12 protein-coding genes and 1 tRNA gene are annotated in these 18,190 nt (G+C 64.7%); 10 read left to right on the plus strand and 3 right to left on the minus strand.

Annotated features, from left to right (window positions below; all coding sequences use genetic code 11):
* Window positions 1–139: 139 nt before the first annotated feature.
* The 10 genes from B7438_RS13060 (at window position 140) to B7438_RS13105 (ending at window position 15,371) form a co-directional block, all read left to right on the plus strand.
* Window positions 140–2,431: a glycosyltransferase family 2 protein gene (locus B7438_RS13060; RefSeq protein ID WP_085370053.1), complete on the plus strand. Its 2,292-nt coding sequence runs from the start codon at window positions 140–142 to the stop codon at window positions 2,429–2,431.
* Window positions 2,431–4,062 (plus strand): chitinase, encoded by a 1,632-nt coding sequence (locus B7438_RS13065; protein ID WP_085370030.1) that lies wholly within the window; start codon window positions 2,431–2,433, stop codon window positions 4,060–4,062. Before B7438_RS13060 ends, B7438_RS13065 begins: the two co-directional genes overlap by 1 nt.
* Before the next feature lie 240 nt (window positions 4,063–4,302).
* Window positions 4,303–5,307, plus strand: coding sequence for a LacI family DNA-binding transcriptional regulator (locus B7438_RS13070; protein WP_085370031.1), 1,005 nt, complete (start codon window positions 4,303–4,305; stop codon window positions 5,305–5,307).
* A 111-nt stretch (window positions 5,308–5,418) separates the two neighbouring features.
* The gene (locus B7438_RS13075; RefSeq protein WP_085370032.1) at window positions 5,419–6,723 is read left to right on the plus strand and encodes an ABC transporter substrate-binding protein; all 1,305 of its coding nucleotides are present in this window, start codon (window positions 5,419–5,421) and stop codon (window positions 6,721–6,723) included.
* A 107-nt stretch (window positions 6,724–6,830) separates the two neighbouring features.
* Window positions 6,831–7,802: a carbohydrate ABC transporter permease gene (locus B7438_RS13080; protein WP_085370033.1), complete on the plus strand. Its 972-nt coding sequence runs from the start codon at window positions 6,831–6,833 to the stop codon at window positions 7,800–7,802.
* Window positions 7,795–8,634: a carbohydrate ABC transporter permease gene (locus B7438_RS13085; protein ID WP_085370034.1), complete on the plus strand. Its 840-nt coding sequence runs from the start codon at window positions 7,795–7,797 to the stop codon at window positions 8,632–8,634. The genes B7438_RS13080 and B7438_RS13085 overlap by 8 nt, the downstream gene beginning before the upstream one ends.
* Window positions 8,635–8,695: 61 nt before the next feature.
* Window positions 8,696–10,624 carry a cellulase family glycosylhydrolase gene (locus B7438_RS13090; protein WP_085370035.1) on the plus strand — a complete coding sequence of 643 codons (1,929 nt, stop codon included), beginning with the start codon at window positions 8,696–8,698 and terminating at the stop codon, window positions 10,622–10,624.
* Window positions 10,625–10,695: 71 nt separating this feature from the next.
* Window positions 10,696–10,769: transfer RNA gene (locus B7438_RS13095), tRNA-Pro, on the plus strand.
* 268 nt (window positions 10,770–11,037) lie between these two features.
* On the plus strand, window positions 11,038–11,883 hold the full coding sequence (locus tag B7438_RS13100; RefSeq protein WP_085370036.1) for a hypothetical protein: 846 nt from the start codon (window positions 11,038–11,040) through the stop codon (window positions 11,881–11,883).
* 128 nt (window positions 11,884–12,011) lie between these two features.
* On the plus strand, window positions 12,012–15,371 hold the full coding sequence (locus B7438_RS13105) for a DEAD/DEAH box helicase (protein WP_218775163.1): 3,360 nt from the start codon (window positions 12,012–12,014) through the stop codon (window positions 15,369–15,371).
* A gap of 179 nt (window positions 15,372–15,550) precedes the next feature.
* Here B7438_RS13105 and B7438_RS13110 read toward each other — a convergent pair whose 3' ends face one another.
* From B7438_RS13110 to B7438_RS13120, 3 genes are read right to left on the minus strand one after another with little or no spacing between them, the layout of a single operon-like run.
* Complete coding sequence (locus B7438_RS13110; RefSeq protein WP_085370038.1) at window positions 15,551–16,333, minus strand: hypothetical protein; 783 nt, start codon at window positions 16,331–16,333, stop codon at window positions 15,551–15,553.
* Between the two features lies 1 nt (window position 16,334).
* Complete coding sequence (locus tag B7438_RS13115) at window positions 16,335–16,691, minus strand: hypothetical protein (protein WP_085370039.1); 357 nt, start codon at window positions 16,689–16,691, stop codon at window positions 16,335–16,337.
* 51 nt (window positions 16,692–16,742) lie between these two features.
* Window positions 16,743–17,798 (minus strand): hypothetical protein, encoded by a 1,056-nt coding sequence (locus B7438_RS13120; protein ID WP_143465893.1) that lies wholly within the window; start codon window positions 17,796–17,798, stop codon window positions 16,743–16,745.
* Window positions 17,799–18,190: the final 392 nt, after the last annotated feature.

Below are 18,190 nucleotides of genomic sequence, written 5' to 3' on the forward strand. Positions count from 1 at the left end.
AGTAGCCCCGTGCCTGAAATCTCACCACAACGGGGGGTTTGTACCCCGGCTTGTCCTCACTATTGTGGACAACGAGAGCTACCCGACCGCGCGACCCGAAAGCGCGGGCTCTCTGAGAATCAAGGACGCATACCCGATCATGAGTTCTACAAGTTCATATTCCCCTGCCCGGAAACGCCAGTGGGGCGCAGAGCGCCGCACCGAGCCGCTCCCGACCGTCCACCCGAAGCCCTCGGACCGCAAGGTCACCTGGAGCCGTGTCGCCATCGTCGCGACCGTGCTCTTCTGGGCCATCTACGTCGTCACCACCATCATCCGCCAGTTCCTCGTGCTCGGCACGCAGGACTTCCGGTTCACGATGGAGGCGATCGGCTACCTGATCGTCGTCACCTTCCTGACCTTCTCCGCTCTGATGTACCTGGTCGCCCGCCAGGGTGCGCTGCAGCGGTTCCAGAAGCACGTGCGGGTTCCCCGCGCCGAGCTGGACAGGCACTTCGCCGAGAACCAGCCGTCCATCACGGTCCTGGTGCCCTCGTACGCCGAGGAGCCGGAGGTCGTGCGCATGACGCTGCTCTCCGCCGCCCTGCAGGAGTTCCCGTCGATGCGCGTCGTGCTGCTGCTCGACGACAACCCCAACCCGAAGGATCCAGCCGTCGCGGAGCGGCTCAACGCCACCCGCGCCCTCGGCACGGACATCGCGGCGCTGCTCGCCGAGCCGCGCACCCGCTTCAGCGACGCGCTGCTGCACTACGAGCTGACCGAGACCGGCGCGTTCGCCTCCGAGTCGGACACCCTCGACCTGGCGGCGCACTACACCTGGGCCGCGCAGTGGCTGCACGACCAGGCGGACGCCCACGGTGTCGAAGACCACGTCGACCTGTTCTTCGCCGACCAGGTGCTCCGCGCCCTCGGGGACGACCTGGTGCTCACCGCCCAGGCTGTGGAAGCCGCCGTCGAGGAGGGCGCGGCCCTGACGTCTGAGCGCGTCGCGCAGCTCTACCGCCGCCTGGCCTGGACGTTCGACGCCGAGCTGGACGTGTTCGAGCGCAAGCAGTGGGCATCCCTGTCCCACGAGGCGAACAAGGCGATGAACCTCAACGCGTACATCGGCCTGATGGGCGGAACGTACCGCGTCGAGGAGACGCCGGACGGCCCCATCCTGACCCCGGTGTCCTCGCGCCGCCCGGGTGACATCGTCATCCCGGACAGCGACTTCCTGCTCACGCTCGACGCGGACTCGATCCTGCTCCGCGAGTACTGCCTCCGTCTCACCTACCTGCTGCAGCAGCCGGACAACGCCCGCGTCGCCGTGACGCAGACGCCGTACTCCTCCTTCCGTGGGGCAGGCACGCGCATCGAGCGCCTCGCCGGTGCGACCACCGACATCCAGCACATCCTGCACCAGGGGATGAGTTTCTACGGCGCCACCTTCTGGGTGGGTGCGAACGCGGTCATCCGCAAGCGCGCCATCGAGGACATCGTGGAGACCGAGTTCGTCGGCGGCTTCGAGGTGCGCCGCTACGTCCAGGACCGCACGGTCATCGAGGACACCGAGTCGAGCATCGACCTCGGCACCCACGGCTGGACGCTCGTGAACTACCCGGAGCGCCTCAGCTACTCCGCCACCCCGCCCGACTTCGGCTCGCTCATCGTGCAGCGCCGCCGCTGGGCGAACGGCGGACTCCTCATCCTGCCGAAGCTGTGGCGTCAGCTGCGCGAGCGCAAGCGCCGCGGCGAGGTCATCTCGCGCACGGAGCTGCTGCTGCGCGTGAACTACATGGCGTCGATCGCCTGGGCCAGCTTCGGCCTGATCTTCCTGCTGGCGTACCCGTACGACGGCCGCCTGCTCAGCCCCGTCGTGCTGCTCGCCGCACTGCCGTACTTCATCGCGATGGCCAGCGACCTGCGCTACGCCGGATACAAGGCCACCGACGTTCTCCGCATCTACGGGTTCAACCTGATCCTGCTCCCGGTGAACCTGGCCGGCGTTCTCAAGTCGCTCCAGCAGTCGCTGACCGGCAAGAAGATCCCGTTCGTCCGCACCCCGAAGGTCAAGAACCGCACGGCATCTCCGCTGCTCTACGTCATCACGCCGTTCCTGATCGTCGCGTTCTCGGCCTTCACCCTGTGGCGTGACGTGAACGCGCAGAACTGGGGCAACGCCGCGTTCGCCGCCTTCAACGCGACCCTCGCCATCTGGGCGATCGTCAGCTACATCGGTGTCGGCAACGCGATCGTCGACATCTGGCTCGGCCTCACCAAGCCGCTGTACGTGGAGCGGAACCGCAAGACGGCAGCGACGTCGACGGCCCCCGCCGCCGACGTGATCGACTGGCGCTCCGTGCTCTACCACGGCCACACCGGCGGCGACCTGCCGCACGTGGAGCGCATCGCCCTCCCGGCCGCCGAGACCGAGAAGCAGGCCGCCTGATGGGGAGGAAGAACACGCCGAAGACCCAGGCTCCTGCCGAGCAGGCTCCGGACGCGCAGTCCCCGTCGGCCGGACACGCCGACGGCGGCCGCCGCCTCTCGCCCCTCCGGGTGGTCGGCGCGGCGCTCGTCGCCGCCGTCGTGGTCAGCGTCGGTGTCGTCGGGTTCCAGTGGTGGAGTGCGAAGGCCGCCGTGGAGGCGCAGCCCTGGTTCGCGTCGTACGTCGACGTGACCGCCACTCCGCGGTTCGCGTTCGAGAACCTCGGCAGCACGAAGAACAAGGACGCCGTCCTCTCGTTCATCGTGGCCGACTCCTCCTCGGCATGCACCCCGTCGTGGGGCAACGCGTACACGCTCGACCAGGCTCGGGGCTCCCTCGATCTCGATCGCCGCATCGCCAGGCTGCAGCAGCAGGGCGGGACCGTCGCCGTGTCGTTCGGCGGCCAGCTGAACGACGAGCTCGCTGTCGCCTGCACCGACGCCACCAAGCTGAAGGCCGCGTACGCCGCGGTCATCGACCGCTACAAGATCGGCACGATCGACCTCGACTTGGAGGGCGACGGCCTGGCGGACTCCGACGCGAACGCGCGCCGCGCATCCACCATCGCCGCCCTGCAGAAGGAGCGCAGGGCGGAGGGCAAGAGCCTCGCCGTCTGGCTGACGCTGCCCGCCTCTCCGACCGGGCTCACCAGCCAGGGCACGGACGCGGTCGCCGCCATGCTCAAGGCCAAGGTCGACATCGCGGGCGTCAACGCCATGACGATGGACTTCGGCGACGCCAAGAAGGCCAAGCAGTCGATGTCCGACGCCGCACAGGATGCGGTCACCGCCACCCAGCGCCAGCTCGGCATCCTCTACGACCGCGCCAAACTGCACCAGTCGGACCCGAGCCTCTGGTCGAAAGTCGGCGCCACCCCGATGATCGGCCAGAACGACGTCGAGAAGGAGGTCTTCTCGCTCGCGGACGCGAAGTCGTTCAACGCGTGGGCCGTCTCCACGGGCGTCGGCCGGATGTCGATGTGGTCGGCGAACCGCGACAAGACCTGCGGGTCGAACTACGTGGACACCTCCGTCGTCTCGGACGCGTGCAGCGGCGTGAAGCAGGGCAAGCAGACCTTCGCCGGGCTGCTGTCCAAGGGATTCGACGGGCACATCTCGCTCGGCGAGGCTGCCGTCACCACGCCGGAGCCGGTCTCGACCGCCGCCAAGGACGACCCCGCCACCTCGCCGTACGCGATCTGGACCACGTCCCACTCGTACCTCAAGGGCACCAAGGTGGTCTGGCACCACAACGTCTACGTCGCCAAGTGGTGGACGAAGGGCGACATGCCGGACGACCCCGTGCTGAACGCGTGGGAGACGCCGTGGGAGCTGGTGGGCCCCGTGCTGCCGGGCGAGACGCCCATCCCGCAGCCCACCGTCCCGGCCGGCACGTACCCGGAGTGGACGGGCACCGCGCAGTTCGACAAGGGCGCCCGCGTGCTCTTCGACGGCGTGCCGTTCGAGGCCAAGTGGTGGACCCAGGGCGACAGCCCGGAGGCCGCCAGCGCCAACCCGGACGCGTCCCCGTGGGCTCCGCTCACGCAGGACGAGATCGACACGATTCTGGGCGGCGGCACCGCCGCCCAGTGAGACTCGGCGGCGGGATGCAGATTCCCCCCTGAACGCATCCCGTCGCCGACCAGACCCGGACTCCCGCTGCGGGGCGGAGAGTTCTGGGCATCCGGTGGATGCGGCACACTGTCGGGTCGCATCCACTGGCGCGTCGTGCCGGCGAGCACCGGGCGGACTTTCGGGTAGCGAGCCCGGGAGTGTTCGCCGGCACGTTCGCATACCGCCTGTGAGTATCGTTGAGTCGACAAGGAGGGTGACGTGACGCGTGTGACGATCGCCGGGCTGGCGGCCCAGCTGAAGCTCTCCAAGGCGTCGGTCTCCTACGCCCTCAACGGCCAGCCGGGCGTCAGCGACGAGACCCGCAGGAGGGTGCTCGACCTCGCGGCCGACCTCGGCTGGCACCCGAGCGCGAGCGCCCGCGCCCTGTCGCGGTCCCGCACGGACGCGATCGGCATCGTGCTGCGCCGCGACCCGAGCCTGCTCGGCACGGAGCCGTTCTACATGAGCCTGCTCGCCGGCGTCGAGAGCGTGCTCGCGGAGACCGACCAGGCGCTCATGCTCCGGATGGTCGGCACCGGCGTCGGCCAGGACCTCGAGACCTACCGGCGCTGGAGCGCCCAGGGCAGGGTCGACGGCGTGATGCTGTTCGACATCGGGGTCAACGACCCGCGGCCGGCCCTCCTCGATCAGCTCGGCCTCGACTACGTGATGCACGGCAACCGCGACGACATCGCGCCAGGTCACGTGCTCGTCTACGACCCGCCGGCCGAGTCCGCGCTCATCGTCGGGCACCTGGCGCGGCTCGGCCACCGCACGGTGCTGCACGTCACCGGTCCGCGGGAGTTCGAGCACGAGGGCGACAGGGCGACCTCCATCGAGGTCGAGGCGTTCGCGCGCGGCATCGGAACGGTGTTCGCCGAGTCGGACTACTCGTCGGAGGCGGGGGAGCGGCTCGTCATCGAGCACCTGGCCGCGGACCCCGGCATCACCGCCGTCGTCACCTCGAACGACGTGCTCGCGCTCGGCGCAGCCGCCGCCTTCGGCAGGCTCGGGCGCGACGACGTCGCGCTGGTCAGCTGGGACGACTCCTTCATGTGCCGCCTGGGCTCCCGCCCGATCACCGCGCTCGCGCGGTTCCCGGAGGAGCAGGGCAGGCGCGCCACCCGGATGCTGCTGGATGCGCTGGCCGGCGTGCCCTCCGAGGTGACCGCCGCGAAGCCGAGCGAGCTCGTCGTCCGGGCCACGAGCATCCCCGCCCGATAGCGGAGGCAGCCGATGCCGAATCGTTTTCTTCGCCCCCTTGACAACTGAACCGGTTCAGTTAGCGTATAACTCGTGGTGTGTGCGCCACGACCAAGAGACAAGGGAGTCACTATGAAGAAACGCGCCATCCTCGCGGGTGCCATCGCTGCCGCGGTCGCGCTCGTCGCAGCAGGTTGCAGCAGCTCGGGATCGGGTAGCTCGGCCAGCGGATCCACCATCACATACTGGGCCAGCAACCAGGGCACCAGCCTCGACAACGACAAGCAGGTCCTCACCCCGGTGCTCGACGCCTTCACCAAGAAGACCGGCATCAAGGTCAAGCTGGAAGTGATCGGCTGGAACGACCTGCAGACCCGCATCCAGACCGCCGTCACCAGCGGCCAGGGCCCCGACGTGCTGAACATCGGCAACACCTGGGCGGCATCGCTGCAGGCCACCGGCGCGTTCATGCCGTTCGACTCCGCCAACATGAAGGCCATCGGCGGCTCCGACAAGTTCGTCAAGACGGCGCTCGAGACGGGTGGTGCGCCGGGCAAGGACGTCACCAGCGTCCCGCTCTACGGCCTCGCATACGGGCTGTACTACAACAAGTCGATGTTCACCGCAGCCGGCGTCCAGCCGCCGACCAACTGGGAAGACCTCGTCGCCGACGCCAAGAAGCTGACGAACGGCACGACGTACGGCTTCTCCCTCGCGGCGGGCAGCTACACCGAGAACGCGCACTTCGCCTTCATCAACGCCGCGCAGAACGGCGCGGAGTTCTTCGACTCCAAGGGCAACCCCACCTTCACGTCGAGCGGGGCGGTCGACGGCATCAAGCGCTATCTCGACCTGATGCAGACCGACAAGGTCGTCAACACCTCGAACGCCCAGTACGACAACGGCGTGCAGGCGGTGAACGACTTCGCGACGGGCAAGGTCGCGATGATCCTCAGCCAGAACAACGCAGACTCGTCGATCAACGCCAACGGCATGAAGACCGACGCGTACGGCGTCGTCCCGTTCCCTGCACCTCAGGGCGGCAAGCCGGTCGCCAGCCACGTCGCCGGCATCAACCTGTCGATCATGAAGAACACCAAGAACAAGGATGCGGCGCTCCAGTTCGTCAAGTACATGACGAGCGAGGAGACCCAGACCACGCTGGGCAAGCCGTACGCCACCCTCCCCGTGCTCAACGGGGCGAAGGCCAACTTCACCGACAACGCTGAAGAGGCCGCGACCTTCCAGAAGATCTACAACACCATGTCGAAGCCGCTGCCGCTCGTCCCGGCGGAGGACCAGTTCGAGAACACGGTCGGCAAGGCCATGAACGACATGTTCGCGAAGATCGCCACAGGAGGCACCGTCTCCGACAGCGACATCAAGGCAGCGCTGCAGTCGGCGCAAGACCAGGTGAAGCAGTCCATCGGCGGCTAGTACCACCGGCGCCAGGTGCGGGATGCGCGTGCAGCACACCGCGCATCCCGTGCCTGGCAGCACCCCCAAGCACTCCATGACCACCTCCTGACCAGACAGAGGTCACCATGTCGACGACGACACTCAGCACCGCCACCGCAGCCCCAGCGCCGGCCCCTCCGCGCAAGCGCAAGAAGAGGAACAAGGGGTGGTGGATCCCTCTCGCCCTGCTCGCGCCCGCCATCATCTTCGAGATCCTGATCCACGTCATCCCGATGCTCACGGGCATCTGGATCAGCTTCGTGCAGCTCACGAAGTTCTACATCGCCAACTGGTCGGAGGCGCCGTTCGTCGGCTTCAAGAACTACGCCGTCGCCCTCGACTTCAACGGCTCCGTCGGCGCGGCGCTGCTGCAGTCGTTCCTGATCACCTGCGCGTTCACGATCCTGGTGGTCGGCATCTCCTGGTCGCTCGGGATGTCCGCCGCGGTCGCCCTGCAGCGCAAGTTCTGGGGCCGCGGCTTCTTCCGCACCCTGTTCCTGGTGCCGTACGCGCTGCCGATGTACGCGGGCATCATCGCCTGGAAGTTCATGCTGCAGAAGGACACGGGAGCGGTGAACCACTTCCTGTTCGACAACCTCGGGCTGCCGGGGGACAAGCCATTTTGGCTGATCGGCGGCAACGCATTCTGGTCGATCGTGGTCGTGGCGATCTGGCGCCTGTGGCCGTTCGCCTTCCTGATGCTGATGGCCGGGCTGCAATCCATCCCGGAGGAGGTCTATGAGGCCTCTGCCGTCGACGGCGCGAAGCCGTTCCGGCAGTGGGGTGCGATCACTCTGCCGATGCTCCGGCCGGTCAACACGGTGCTGTTGCTGGTGATGTTCTTATGGACGTTCAACGACTTCAACACCCCGTTCGTGCTCTTCGGCAACGCCCAGCCGGCGGCCGGCGACCTGATCTCCTTCCACATCTACAACGCGTCGTTCCTCACCTGGAACTTCGGCTCCGGCGCCGCGATGAGCGTCCTGCTGCTGATCTTCCTGCTGATCGTGACGGGTGCGTACCTGCTCGTGCTGAACCGGAGGTCCCGTCGTGCGTGACACAGCATCCTCGAAAGTCTTCCGCTGGGTGGTCCTGGTCATCCTGACCGTGTTCACCGCCGTCCCCATCTACGTGATGATCACGTCGTCGATGAAGTCGCTGCCGGATGTGCAGGGCGCCTTCACCTGGTGGCCGACCGAGATCACGTTCCAGCCGTTCATCGACATGTGGTCGACCGTCCCGCTGGCGTCGTACTTCGTGAACAGCCTGATCGTGGCCGGTTCGGCGACCATCCTGAGCCTGGTGATCGCGGTGTTCGCGGCGTACGCCGTCTCCCGCTACCGGTTCAAGGGCCGCAGCGTCTTCACGACCACCGTGCTGTCCACGCAGATGTTCCCCGGCGTGCTGTTCCTGCTGCCGCTGTTCCTCATCTTCGTGAACATCAACCAGGCCGTGGGCATCCAGCTGGTCGGCACCCGGTTCGGTCTCGTGATCACGTACCTGACGTTCGCGCTCCCGTTCTCGATCTGGATGCTCGCCGGCTACTTCGACGGCATCCCGCGCGACCTGGACGAGGCGGCGATGGTCGACGGCAGCGGCCCGATGGGCGCGCTCTGGCACGTCGTGCTGCCCGCTGCCCGCCCCGGCCTGATCGCCGTCGCCATCTACTCGTTCATGACGAGTTGGGGCGAGGTGCTGTTCGCCTCGGTGATGACGACGGACGAGAACAGAACGCTCGCGGTCGGTTTGCAGCTGTATTCGACGCAGACGAACGTCTACTGGAACCAGATCATGGCCGCGTCGCTCGTGGTGAGCATCCCGGTGGTGGTGGCGTTCCTGCTGCTGCAGCGCTCGTTCGTGGCCGGGCTGACGGCGGGTGCCGTGAAGTAGCCGCACCGCTCTCTGCTCGCCTGTCGCTCTTCGCTCTTCTCTCGTCGTTTCGGAAGGAATCATGGAACGCCATTCCCCCCTGCTCGCCGTCGACGGCGCCCCGGCCATCTGGCTCGGTGCCAACTTCTGGTCCCGGTCGGGCGGCCCGCTGATGTGGACGCGCTACGACCACGACGTCGTGCGCTCCGAGCTGGCCGTCCTGGCCGAGCACGGCCTCACCATGACGCGCTCGTTCTTCTACTGGCCGGACTTCCACCCCACGCCGGACACGCTCGACGAGCAGTGCATCGCCAACTTCCACGACTTCCTCGACGCGCACGTGGATGCGGGCATGACGACGGTGCCCACCTTCCTGGTCGGCCACATGTCCGGCGAGAACTGGGATCCGGCCTGGCGGGACGGCCGCGACCTGTACAGCGACATCTGGTTCGTCGGACGCCAGGCCTGGTACGTCCGCGAACTGACCGCCCGCTTCGCCGAGCATCCCGCTGTCGCCGGCTGGCTGCTCACCAACGAGGTCCCGATCTACGGGGGAGAGGCGCCGCGCCCGATCGTGGATGCGTGGGCGTCGCTCCTGGTGGATGCGGTGCGCGCGGGCGGGGGCACGCAGCCGGTCTCGGTCGGCGACGGCGCCTGGGGCATCGAGACCACCGGCCACGACAACGGCTTCTCCACCACCGACCTCGCCGCCTTCACGGATTTCGTCGGCCCGCACGTCTACCGGATGGAGTCCGACCAGACCAGGCAGCACCTCAAAGCCGCGTACATCGCGGAGCTCTGCCACATCGCCGGCCTCCCGGTGATCATGGAGGAGTTCGGCGTCACAAGCGACTTCGTCTCCCCATCCGGTGCTGCGTCGTACTACCGCCAGCTGCTCTACAACACTCTGCTGGCGGGCGCGACGGGCTGGATCGCCTGGAACAACACCGACTACGACGACCTGATCGCCCAGCGCCCGTACTCCCACCACCCGTTCGAGATGCACTTCGGCATCACCGACTCGACCGGAGCCCCGAAGCCGCCCCTGCTGGAGCTGGCCGGTTTCGCCGCCGACCTCGCCGCCATCGACCTCGCCTCCGTCACGCGCTCCCCGGTGGATGCGGCGATCGTCGTCCCCTCGCACCTCGCCGCCGACTACCCCTTCACCCAGGAGGCGGAGCGCGCGCTCATCGTGGCGGCGGGGGAGCAGGCATACGTCGCCGCCCACGAGGCCCACGTCCCGGTCGCCGTGGTGCGCGAGGCGGAGGACGGCGGCATCCCGTCGGGCTACGGCCTGTACCTGCTGCCGAGCGTGAAGCAGCTCTGCGGCCCCACCTGGAAGCAGCTGATCGCGCTCGCGTCCGAGGGCGCCACCGTCTACGCCTCGTACTGCGCGGGCGACATCGGCGTGCAGCGCGGCCCATGGTGGGCATACACCGAGGAGCTCTTCGGCGTGCAGCGCGACTCCGCGTACGGCCTCGTCTCCCCGGTCGCCGACGACACCGTGACGGTCCGCTTCCTCACGTCGTTCGGCAGCCTCACCGAGGGCGCCGTCCTGTCGTTCGCCGCCGCCGGCAACGCCCACTCCCGCTCCTTCCTCCCGGTCACGCCGACCACAGGAACGGTGATCGCAGTGGATGCGGACGACCGCCCGGTCATCGTCTCCCAGCCCCACGGCTCCGGCCGCGCGATCCTCTCCACCTACCCCTTGGAGTATTTCGCCTCCGAACTCCCCGCCGTGAACCCGGAAGACACCTGGCGCCTCTACGACGCCCTCGCCGACGTGGCCGACGTCGAACGCGACATCCGCCTCTCCGACCCCGAGGTCTTCACCGACACCCTCGTCCACACCGACGGCCGCCGCTTCGTCTTCTTCATCTCCCAGCACGACACCGAGGTGACGGTGACCCCCGAGGTGGCGGGAACCCTCCACACCCTGACAGGCTCTGCTTCGCCAACGGTGACGCTCGCCGCATACGGCGTCGAGGTGCGCCAGCTGGTCTTCGAGTAGGTGGCACAGGCACCCGCCGGGACACGCTAGTATGGACAAGTTGCTTTGGGGCTCCACCCTCAAAGCGACTTCGGGCTGTGGCGCAGCTTGGTAGCGCACTTGACTGGGGGTCAAGGGGTCGCAGGTTCAAATCCTGTCAGCCCGACAAAAAAGCCCTGATGAGACCTTGTTTTCATCAGGGCTTTGTTGTGTATTGCCAGGGTTTCGTTCGTCCCCCTTGTACCTCTGTCTGGCCGGGATGACTCCGCGCCGCTTCCTGTGGATGGGCCGGCTCCGTGCATTCCACGGCGGATGTATCTCAAGTCTCGCCTGCGACCGGCAAAGAGTTCCGCTTCGTTGCTGTGGATGCCCGCTGCCCGTTCTCCGCGTCCAAGATCAACGGCGATCCGCCACTCGAGAGATAGGTTGTCAATATGAGTTCACCAGTCCTCTTGACTCCGCTGCTGAACCTTCAAGATGGCGACGCCAAGTCGAAGGTTGAGTATCTCGTCGGTGGCGAGCAATTGGTAGATGATGCGCGTGACCTTGCCGCCGCAATCATCGCTGACGATGCGATGGTCGTTGCATGCGGGAAATCACCGGTACTCGACCGGTGGCGTACGCGTCGTGACGGGGGCGCATCTTCAACGGGAGCACAACTAGAAGCCGTCAAGGCATTTGTTTCCATCGGTTTCGGCCTTCCGGATGCTCCGAAGCCCGCTGATCATATACAAGGGCACGTCGCGGAGTTGCTCTGGCACCGCGTTGTGGCTGAGCGTACAACCTGCCGGGACGGACGCACTCTGGTGGAGGCGCCACCCATCAAGGCCGACGCACTCGAACCAGGGGGAGATGGGCTCGTCGTCTACGAGGATTCTCGCGGAACCCTCGTTTTCCGGCTCTGGGAGATCAAGAAACACGACGCAGACGCTCGTGTATCAAAAACGATCAACCGGGCGGCAAAACAGTTGCGCAAGAGAGGCCACCACTACCTTGCCAAGCTGGTGGGACCGGCGACCCTCACTGCTGAAGGTGCTCTGGGGGAGCTTTACGACGGCATGGTTGACCTCTGGTTCGAACGGAGCGCAAGAGCCGGCGTGGGAGTCTCCGTAGGGGCTTCTCTCGAACATCGCCCGCGAAACAGCAATACGTTCAGATCGCTCGGCACACAATTCCCGGAGTTTGTGGCGGCTGGACAAACCGAGTCAATCGTTATTGCGTTGCCGAACTTTCCTGAGTTTGCCTCGAAGGTAAAGGAGATCGTATGGAGCGGTCTCTAGACACACATCTACTCGGGGAAGCACTCGCGGGTCGCTCGGGTCTACCTACGGCTGAGCGCTTACAAGAGCGCATGGCGCGGGCTGAAATTGCGCTAGTGCTTAATCGTCCGTCTGTTGACGAGAAGCTAATGAAGACAGCATGGTACTTGCATGGCGTGGCGTCGGTAAGTGATGCGCGTCAACGCTACTCGGCAGCTCGCCAACGTCAGGCGTTCTTGGTAAGCGCCCATATTTTCGATCTTGCGCTGGCTCGCAATGACTGGAGCGATGAAGAGCGCCTATCAATCGGATTTGCTGCTGCGATCGGGTATCGCCGAGGTGGTCGTGACCCAAACGCGTCCGCGATCATAACCCGACTTCAGCCCCTTTTAGATGGAGCAGATAGCGCGCAAGAACCGTCACTTGAGAATCTCTCCATACGCGCTGGACTCGTATTCTTGAGCTTCGACGCTAAACGTGCCTTCGGCTGGCTGGCTCGGTGGCGCAGATACTTCGCATCAATAGCACAGCAGTCGGCAATGGACAGCCTGCGCTCAACGGCCCTCGGTTCTCTGCAGACGCTCGTCCTGGCTGTGGAAGACATACTCTCGTACCTGACTCGGGGAGACAATGAACGGTACATTCAGGGGTCTCAACGACTGCGCGAGGTAGCGACTGGCGAAACCGGGGGCGCTTCGCTCGATGCGCGTTGGGTCGCTACACATCTAGTGAACTTCGCGACCATCGCGGAGGCAGGCTCACCCTGGAACCCGTCGATCCTGCCGCCAGACGTACCGATCGCCGTACGCCAGGCTTTCGCGGTGGGCAGCCCTGCCGTGCTGACGCTCTGGGAGCCGCAGCGAGAGCTGCTCACCGGAGAGCCATCGCCGTGCTCGCAGGAAGTCAAGCGAATGGTGCTTTCCGTTCCCACAAGCGGGGGGAAGACACTCGTCGCTCAAATGCTCGCCGTCGCGCATCTGGCGCAGACGGACACGAGTATCTGCTTTGTCGTGCCAACAAGGAGTCTTGGTCGAGAAATTCGGCGCGCGATGAGCGCACGAGTGCGTATTCTCCAGAAAGAGGTCGGAGCGGAAAAGACTGACTTCTCCGCCTGGCTGGAAGAACTGGGCCTCTCGCTTTCGGAAGCTGAGCAGCCCGACGTCGATGTTATGACCCCGGAAAGACTCGGTCATCTCCTGAGAAACGACTTCGAAGCGGTACTCGACAAGTACAGTCTGTTCATTTTCGATGAGGCTCAGTTGTTGAAGGAGAAGGGGCGTGGCTTCGTGCTTGAATCCGTGATATCTGCCCTGAACCTGCAAACACAAGGCCGACCGCATCGCATTATTCTCCTTTCGGCCGCGATGGGAAACGTCGGTGGGATCGCTCAGTGGCTTGATCCAAACGGCGGTGCCCTGAGTCAGACAAGTGACTGGCGGGGGCCCAGGCGACTGCATGCAGTCTTCAATACCGAAGCGCAGTGGGATCAGACCGTCGTTGAAGGAGGGGCCGGGTCCGTGTGGCCCTACCGGCACACCACGCCGCTCTCGGGACTGATCCGATTGCGGCTCGGAAACGGGAGCACCAAGTCACTCCGCACTCAAGGGGACACGGGTTGGCGTCTAGTCCGAAAGTCGAAGGACGGGGGAGAGCGTCCCGTTGAAGTGAAGGTCGATCCTTCACGAAACACGAAACACTATTCGATTGCCAGCGGCATGATTACCGCTCTAGGGCACGCAGGATCGGTACTCGTTGTTGCGTCAACAAAGAAGCAAGCCCAGACGCTCGCTCGTGGCATCGCGGACGAGCTCGATGAGCAACCGCAACTGGCCGCGCTGGTTGACTTTGTACGCCAACAGTTGGGCGACGCACATCCACTCGTCGGCACGCTTAGGCGAGGCGTGGGATTCCATCATGCAGGGTTGCCCGTCGAGGTGCTCGAAGCGCTTGAGGCTGCCGTGCGAAGTGATGATCTCCTCTACCTGACTTGCACTTCAACGCTTACGGACGGGGTGAACTTGCCGGTCAGGACCGTCGTTCTATACGACACTCCGTACCCAGACCAGCCAGAAGATACCCGCTTGCGCGGTGCCCGGCTCGTAAACGCAATGGGACGGGCAGGGCGGGCAGGACGCGAGACTGAGGGCTGGATCGTACTAGTAAGGGCGGCCTCGCCAAGCATTCAGGACTTCGCCGACCTCAACCCTGACGATCAGGACCTAGAGGTCACGTCCTCCCTGCTGACTGACTCCGCACTCCAGGCTGTTGCCGAACTCGAAGGTGTTCAAAGGGCCGACGCCGACGCAGTGTTCGCAGCCAACGGCGCGGCTGCGGACTTCATCAGCTTCGTCTGGATGATGCTGGCCGCGGCCGAGCGGGAACTGACCAGCCCAGAGGCGGTCGAGCTCGATACGGTGGTGGGGTTCACCCTGGCAGCAAATCAATCAACCCAAGCTAGAACGCGATATACACGACTCGCGGGGCGAGCGCGGGAGGCCTATCTATCTGTCGATTCCGCTGCCCGTCAGAGATGGTCGCGGATCGGCTGCTCTATCGGTTCCGCTCGTAAGATTGATGAATGGGCGTCGCAGATTGCCCGTGCCCTGATCTCCGCTGACGTAACTTCTGTCTCGACGGCTCTAGAAGCGGTGGGAATCCTTCGTCCGACGATCGCAGAGTTGCTCCGGCTTCCTGAAGCACCTCGATGGGGATTTCGCGAGTCTGTGCAGGGCGCGACTCTAGATATAGACGCCGCCGAAGTCTTGTGTGACTGGCTCGAAGGCGCTTCGCTACCGCAGCTGGCAGAGAGTCACTTGGGCGCCGTTGCCGATGCCGCATGGAGGATCGAACAGATAGTCACTGCGACCACAGAGCACTTCGAACACTATCTGTCGTGGACAGTTGGAGCGCTCATCGACCTCGTAAACACGCACCTGCAAGCAGCCGGCGGTGACGAACTCGTTTGTCCAGAACTCGGCGGGTACATCAGGTACGGAGTCAGCACGCCGGTCGCGCTCGCACTCGTGACCGAAGGTATTCGTTCACGACGGATCGCCAACCTAGTAGCAAGTCGCTTCGATCGGGTAGCGGAACTGGACGAGTTGAGAGAGCATTTGGCATCACTAGGCGTGTCCGGCTGGCGCCAAGAGTTTGCCGCATCGACCTCAGAGGTAATTGATCTCCTCGACTTTACGCGTCAGCGACGGCGAAGCCTGCTGAAGAACTTGCTCGATCGCAACGTGGCGAACGTGGCTGTCCACCTTCAGGCTGCGCCTATTACAGAATCTATCCCGCTACGCCTGGCGGAGATAGAGGGCGAGACCCATCCCGCTCCGTTCGGCCTCTACCAAGGCGTGCAGCTGTTGGGGACGATCTCGGCCAGAGACCACTCAGATATCCAGAGCATCTTGGACACGGGGTTTGCGCTTCGAGTCGAGCTTAAGCATCTCGACGGGCGTGACCAGTTGCAGATCACGTTGCTTGATCCTCTTGATGATCGTCTCTTCTGACCCCACGTAGAGGACCAAACCTATGCAAATCATGCGTCTCGTGGCATCCTCTGCATTATCTGAGGCCTAGAACTAGGCGAATTCGGGCGTCGACGACGCCGTTTGGACGCCTCGCAGTCAACTTCACGCTGTAGATGCCGGGCTGAGCCGATCGAGCGTTCGTTCCTCACGCCCAACTTTTAATGAGGCGACCTGCTACTCAGTGAACTTGTGTCGGTGGCGACCAGCCCGATCTGATTGGCTGCGTGCTCGACCATCGAGCGGACGGTCGCAATCAAGGCTGGCACCTCGTCGGCTGTTACGCCTAGGACGCCGTCACCGTACCTCGCGGCCCCTCGTTCTCTCCGGAGCCGCTGGAGCGTCGCGAAGAAGCCTTCCGGCGTATTGCCAAGCCGTTCGTTCTCACGCAGCCACCGATCTCGCACGTTGTGGAACTTCGTCTCCTGCGACTGCGCGAGCATCTGCGCCTGAACGGTGAGTTCTGTCGCGGAGAGGAGATTGTCGACGGCTGGTCGCAGCGCGAACTCCCGGATCGCTTCGACCGCGTCGAGGTAGTCGTCAGCAAGGCTGAGCAGCTCGGCACTGCGCTGTTTGTTGTAGCGCAGGTCGAAGGCAATGTGTGCGGACTCTCCGACGATGATGTAGGCCAGCCATCCGCTGTTCGGGTGGACATCGACAGGCCAGAAGGCTTCGAGGCTGCTGATGTTCTCTGCAGTGACCGGATCGCCCTTCTTGATGGGCGCCGATGCGACCGCCCGCGCATGCAGCGACACCTCCTCATTGATTCGGACGATCGGTGCACCACCCAATGGCGGGAGTTCAACCACCGCGCGGTACACGTGTGCCCGCGTGAGCCCGGTTGCGCGCTGTTCGAGGTCGCGATCAACCCACGTTGCGAAAAGATTCTCGACGAGATGCTCACCGAACGACTCGTCGCCGCCAGGTAGTTGGAGATCGCTCATGTCAATGCAGAAGCGTGACAGGCAGTTCGACCTGCGTATCGTGACCGTTGACGTGTGCATAGGCCTCAATCGTGCCCACGGCGTCGAGACCCAGACTCGCGTCGTTGAAGTGCACCGTCACGGCTTCATCCGTAACCGTGACGGAAGAAGCCTCGTAGTTGGCCTGCGTGGCACTGGCATTGTCGAAGACCCACGCCGTGATCTCGTCGCCGAAGCGAACGCCGAGTCGTTTTCCGCCGTTGCCGCTCGGGTCGTAGTAGTAGATGCCATAGCCGAAGAACTCGACATCGCCGACTTCGACTGGTTCCCCGAGACCCCAGGTGACGGTGACGCTATCGGCTCTTACCTCGGCGAGCACTGATGTGACGGTTCGGGGTGTAGGCGTGGTCATGGCTTCCTCTCGATTACTTCACCAGATCGGCAGCTGGAGTGCCGCGATGACTGTTCCCGCGATCGTGGCAAGTCCAACGGCCGCTGCGCCGACGACCTTTGCCCGCGTCCAGAAGCGCGGCTTCGCTTCTTCCTGGGCAGCAGTGATCGTGCTCCCGTCCGCGGCCTGTGAGATGCTCACGCGGTTCCCGCGCCCGTTGATAACGAAATTCACGGCGTTGGCTGCCTGCGTTGGGGTTGGTAGGTTCTGGCCCTGTGGGGTTGCGGAGCGCAGTTCGGCAATGAGTTCAGCCAAGCGAGTGCGAACCTGGTCGAGCACGCCTGCGAGCGCGATAGTGCTGACGCTCCAGTAGAGCGCGGTGATGTGGCCGTTCATCTCCCGGGTGCCGTTCATATAGGTGACGAGGTCTGGGGCACCCGGTGGCTGGAGCTTGACCATTCTGTCTTCTCGGTGCTGATCCACCATGCTGTGGATCTCGTTCACGCCCATTCGTAGTGGGACCTGCTCGTTGACTTCGTCGCGAGCGAAGTCGGGAATGTCCATCGCGCCGATTGTCTCGTGTCGCACGATTCCACCTGGAACGGTGCCGTCGATCTGTAGCGGAGCGGTCACGGTTCGGTACAGGGGCAGCTCGACGTCCCGCCCGTAGCCACGGAGTTCTAGCGACGCCCAGTCGCGGAGCTCGGGCGAGCCCGCGTTTCCGCCGAGCAGGATGAGTTTGCGGAGCAGAGTGTCGAGCGGCTTCTCATCGAGGAGGTCACCCTCGATTTGCGCCATGAGATCTGCTGGCCCTTTGATCACAGCCGAATTATCTCCTCCACCACCGACACCCCGGGCAACCACGACGATGCCGAAGAGGGCCAAAGGGGGAGCAGGACCGTCTTGCTCATGCATGTCACTGAGCATCGCGTGGCGGGCTGTTGATGCGTCGCGGGGGAGGAGGGCAGGAACGCCCTTATCCAGGTCAAGCCCGAGCACGCCGGCCGGACCTCTGTCTATCGGCGCCACAACAAAGCTCCTTGTCAGGCTCCCGAGCACCTTCGCGGAGGCGGACCAGTTGGCGACGAGAATCATACAAACCATGCATATCGTGACGTGCTCTGCATCATCTGGGGTCCGGAATCACGCGATTTTTGGCCTCGACGGCGCCGCCTGGACGCGTGGGGGTCAAGGGGTCGCAGGTTCAAATCCTGTCAGCCCCACGTAACGATAAATGGAGAGTGGCCGCTCGCATCGCGAGCGGCCACTCTCCATTTATCGTTACTCGTCTAGTGGGATCCCCGCCGCGAGGGGCCGCCCCGAGCGCAGCGAGGAGCGGCGTTTGGGGGAGCGTGTGGGGCGCAGCCCGACGGAGAGCCGTGATCGTCACGACTTCGTCGATCTGGAGCGGATACCGCTGGCCGAGACGGCCGCACGGCTCACCGAAACATCTCCGCATGATCCCCCACCCACTCGCGAAACGTCCT

It is taken from the genome of Leifsonia sp. NCR5, from assembly GCF_002105485.1.
In the GTDB taxonomy this organism is placed as follows: domain Bacteria; phylum Actinomycetota; class Actinomycetes; order Actinomycetales; family Microbacteriaceae; genus Leifsonia.

Coding starts and splice junctions, on each gene's coding strand:
- B7438_RS13060 (WP_085370053.1), top strand. CDS start 140: ATGAGTTCTACAAGTTCATATTCCCCTGCCCGGAAACGCCAGTGGGGC.
- B7438_RS13065 (WP_085370030.1), top strand. CDS start 2,431: ATGGGGAGGAAGAACACGCCGAAGACCCAGGCTCCTGCCGAGCAGGCT.
- B7438_RS13075 (WP_085370032.1), top strand. CDS start 5,419: ATGAAGAAACGCGCCATCCTCGCGGGTGCCATCGCTGCCGCGGTCGCG.
- B7438_RS13080 (WP_085370033.1), top strand. CDS start 6,831: ATGTCGACGACGACACTCAGCACCGCCACCGCAGCCCCAGCGCCGGCC.
- B7438_RS13090 (WP_085370035.1), top strand. CDS start 8,696: ATGGAACGCCATTCCCCCCTGCTCGCCGTCGACGGCGCCCCGGCCATC.
- B7438_RS13100 (WP_085370036.1), top strand. CDS start 11,038: ATGAGTTCACCAGTCCTCTTGACTCCGCTGCTGAACCTTCAAGATGGC.
- B7438_RS13105 (WP_218775163.1), top strand. CDS start 12,012: ATGAAGACAGCATGGTACTTGCATGGCGTGGCGTCGGTAAGTGATGCG.
- B7438_RS13110 (WP_085370038.1), bottom strand. CDS start 16,333: ATGAGCGATCTCCAACTACCTGGCGGCGACGAGTCGTTCGGTGAGCAT.
- B7438_RS13120 (WP_143465893.1), bottom strand. CDS start 17,798: ATGATTCTCGTCGCCAACTGGTCCGCCTCCGCGAAGGTGCTCGGGAGC.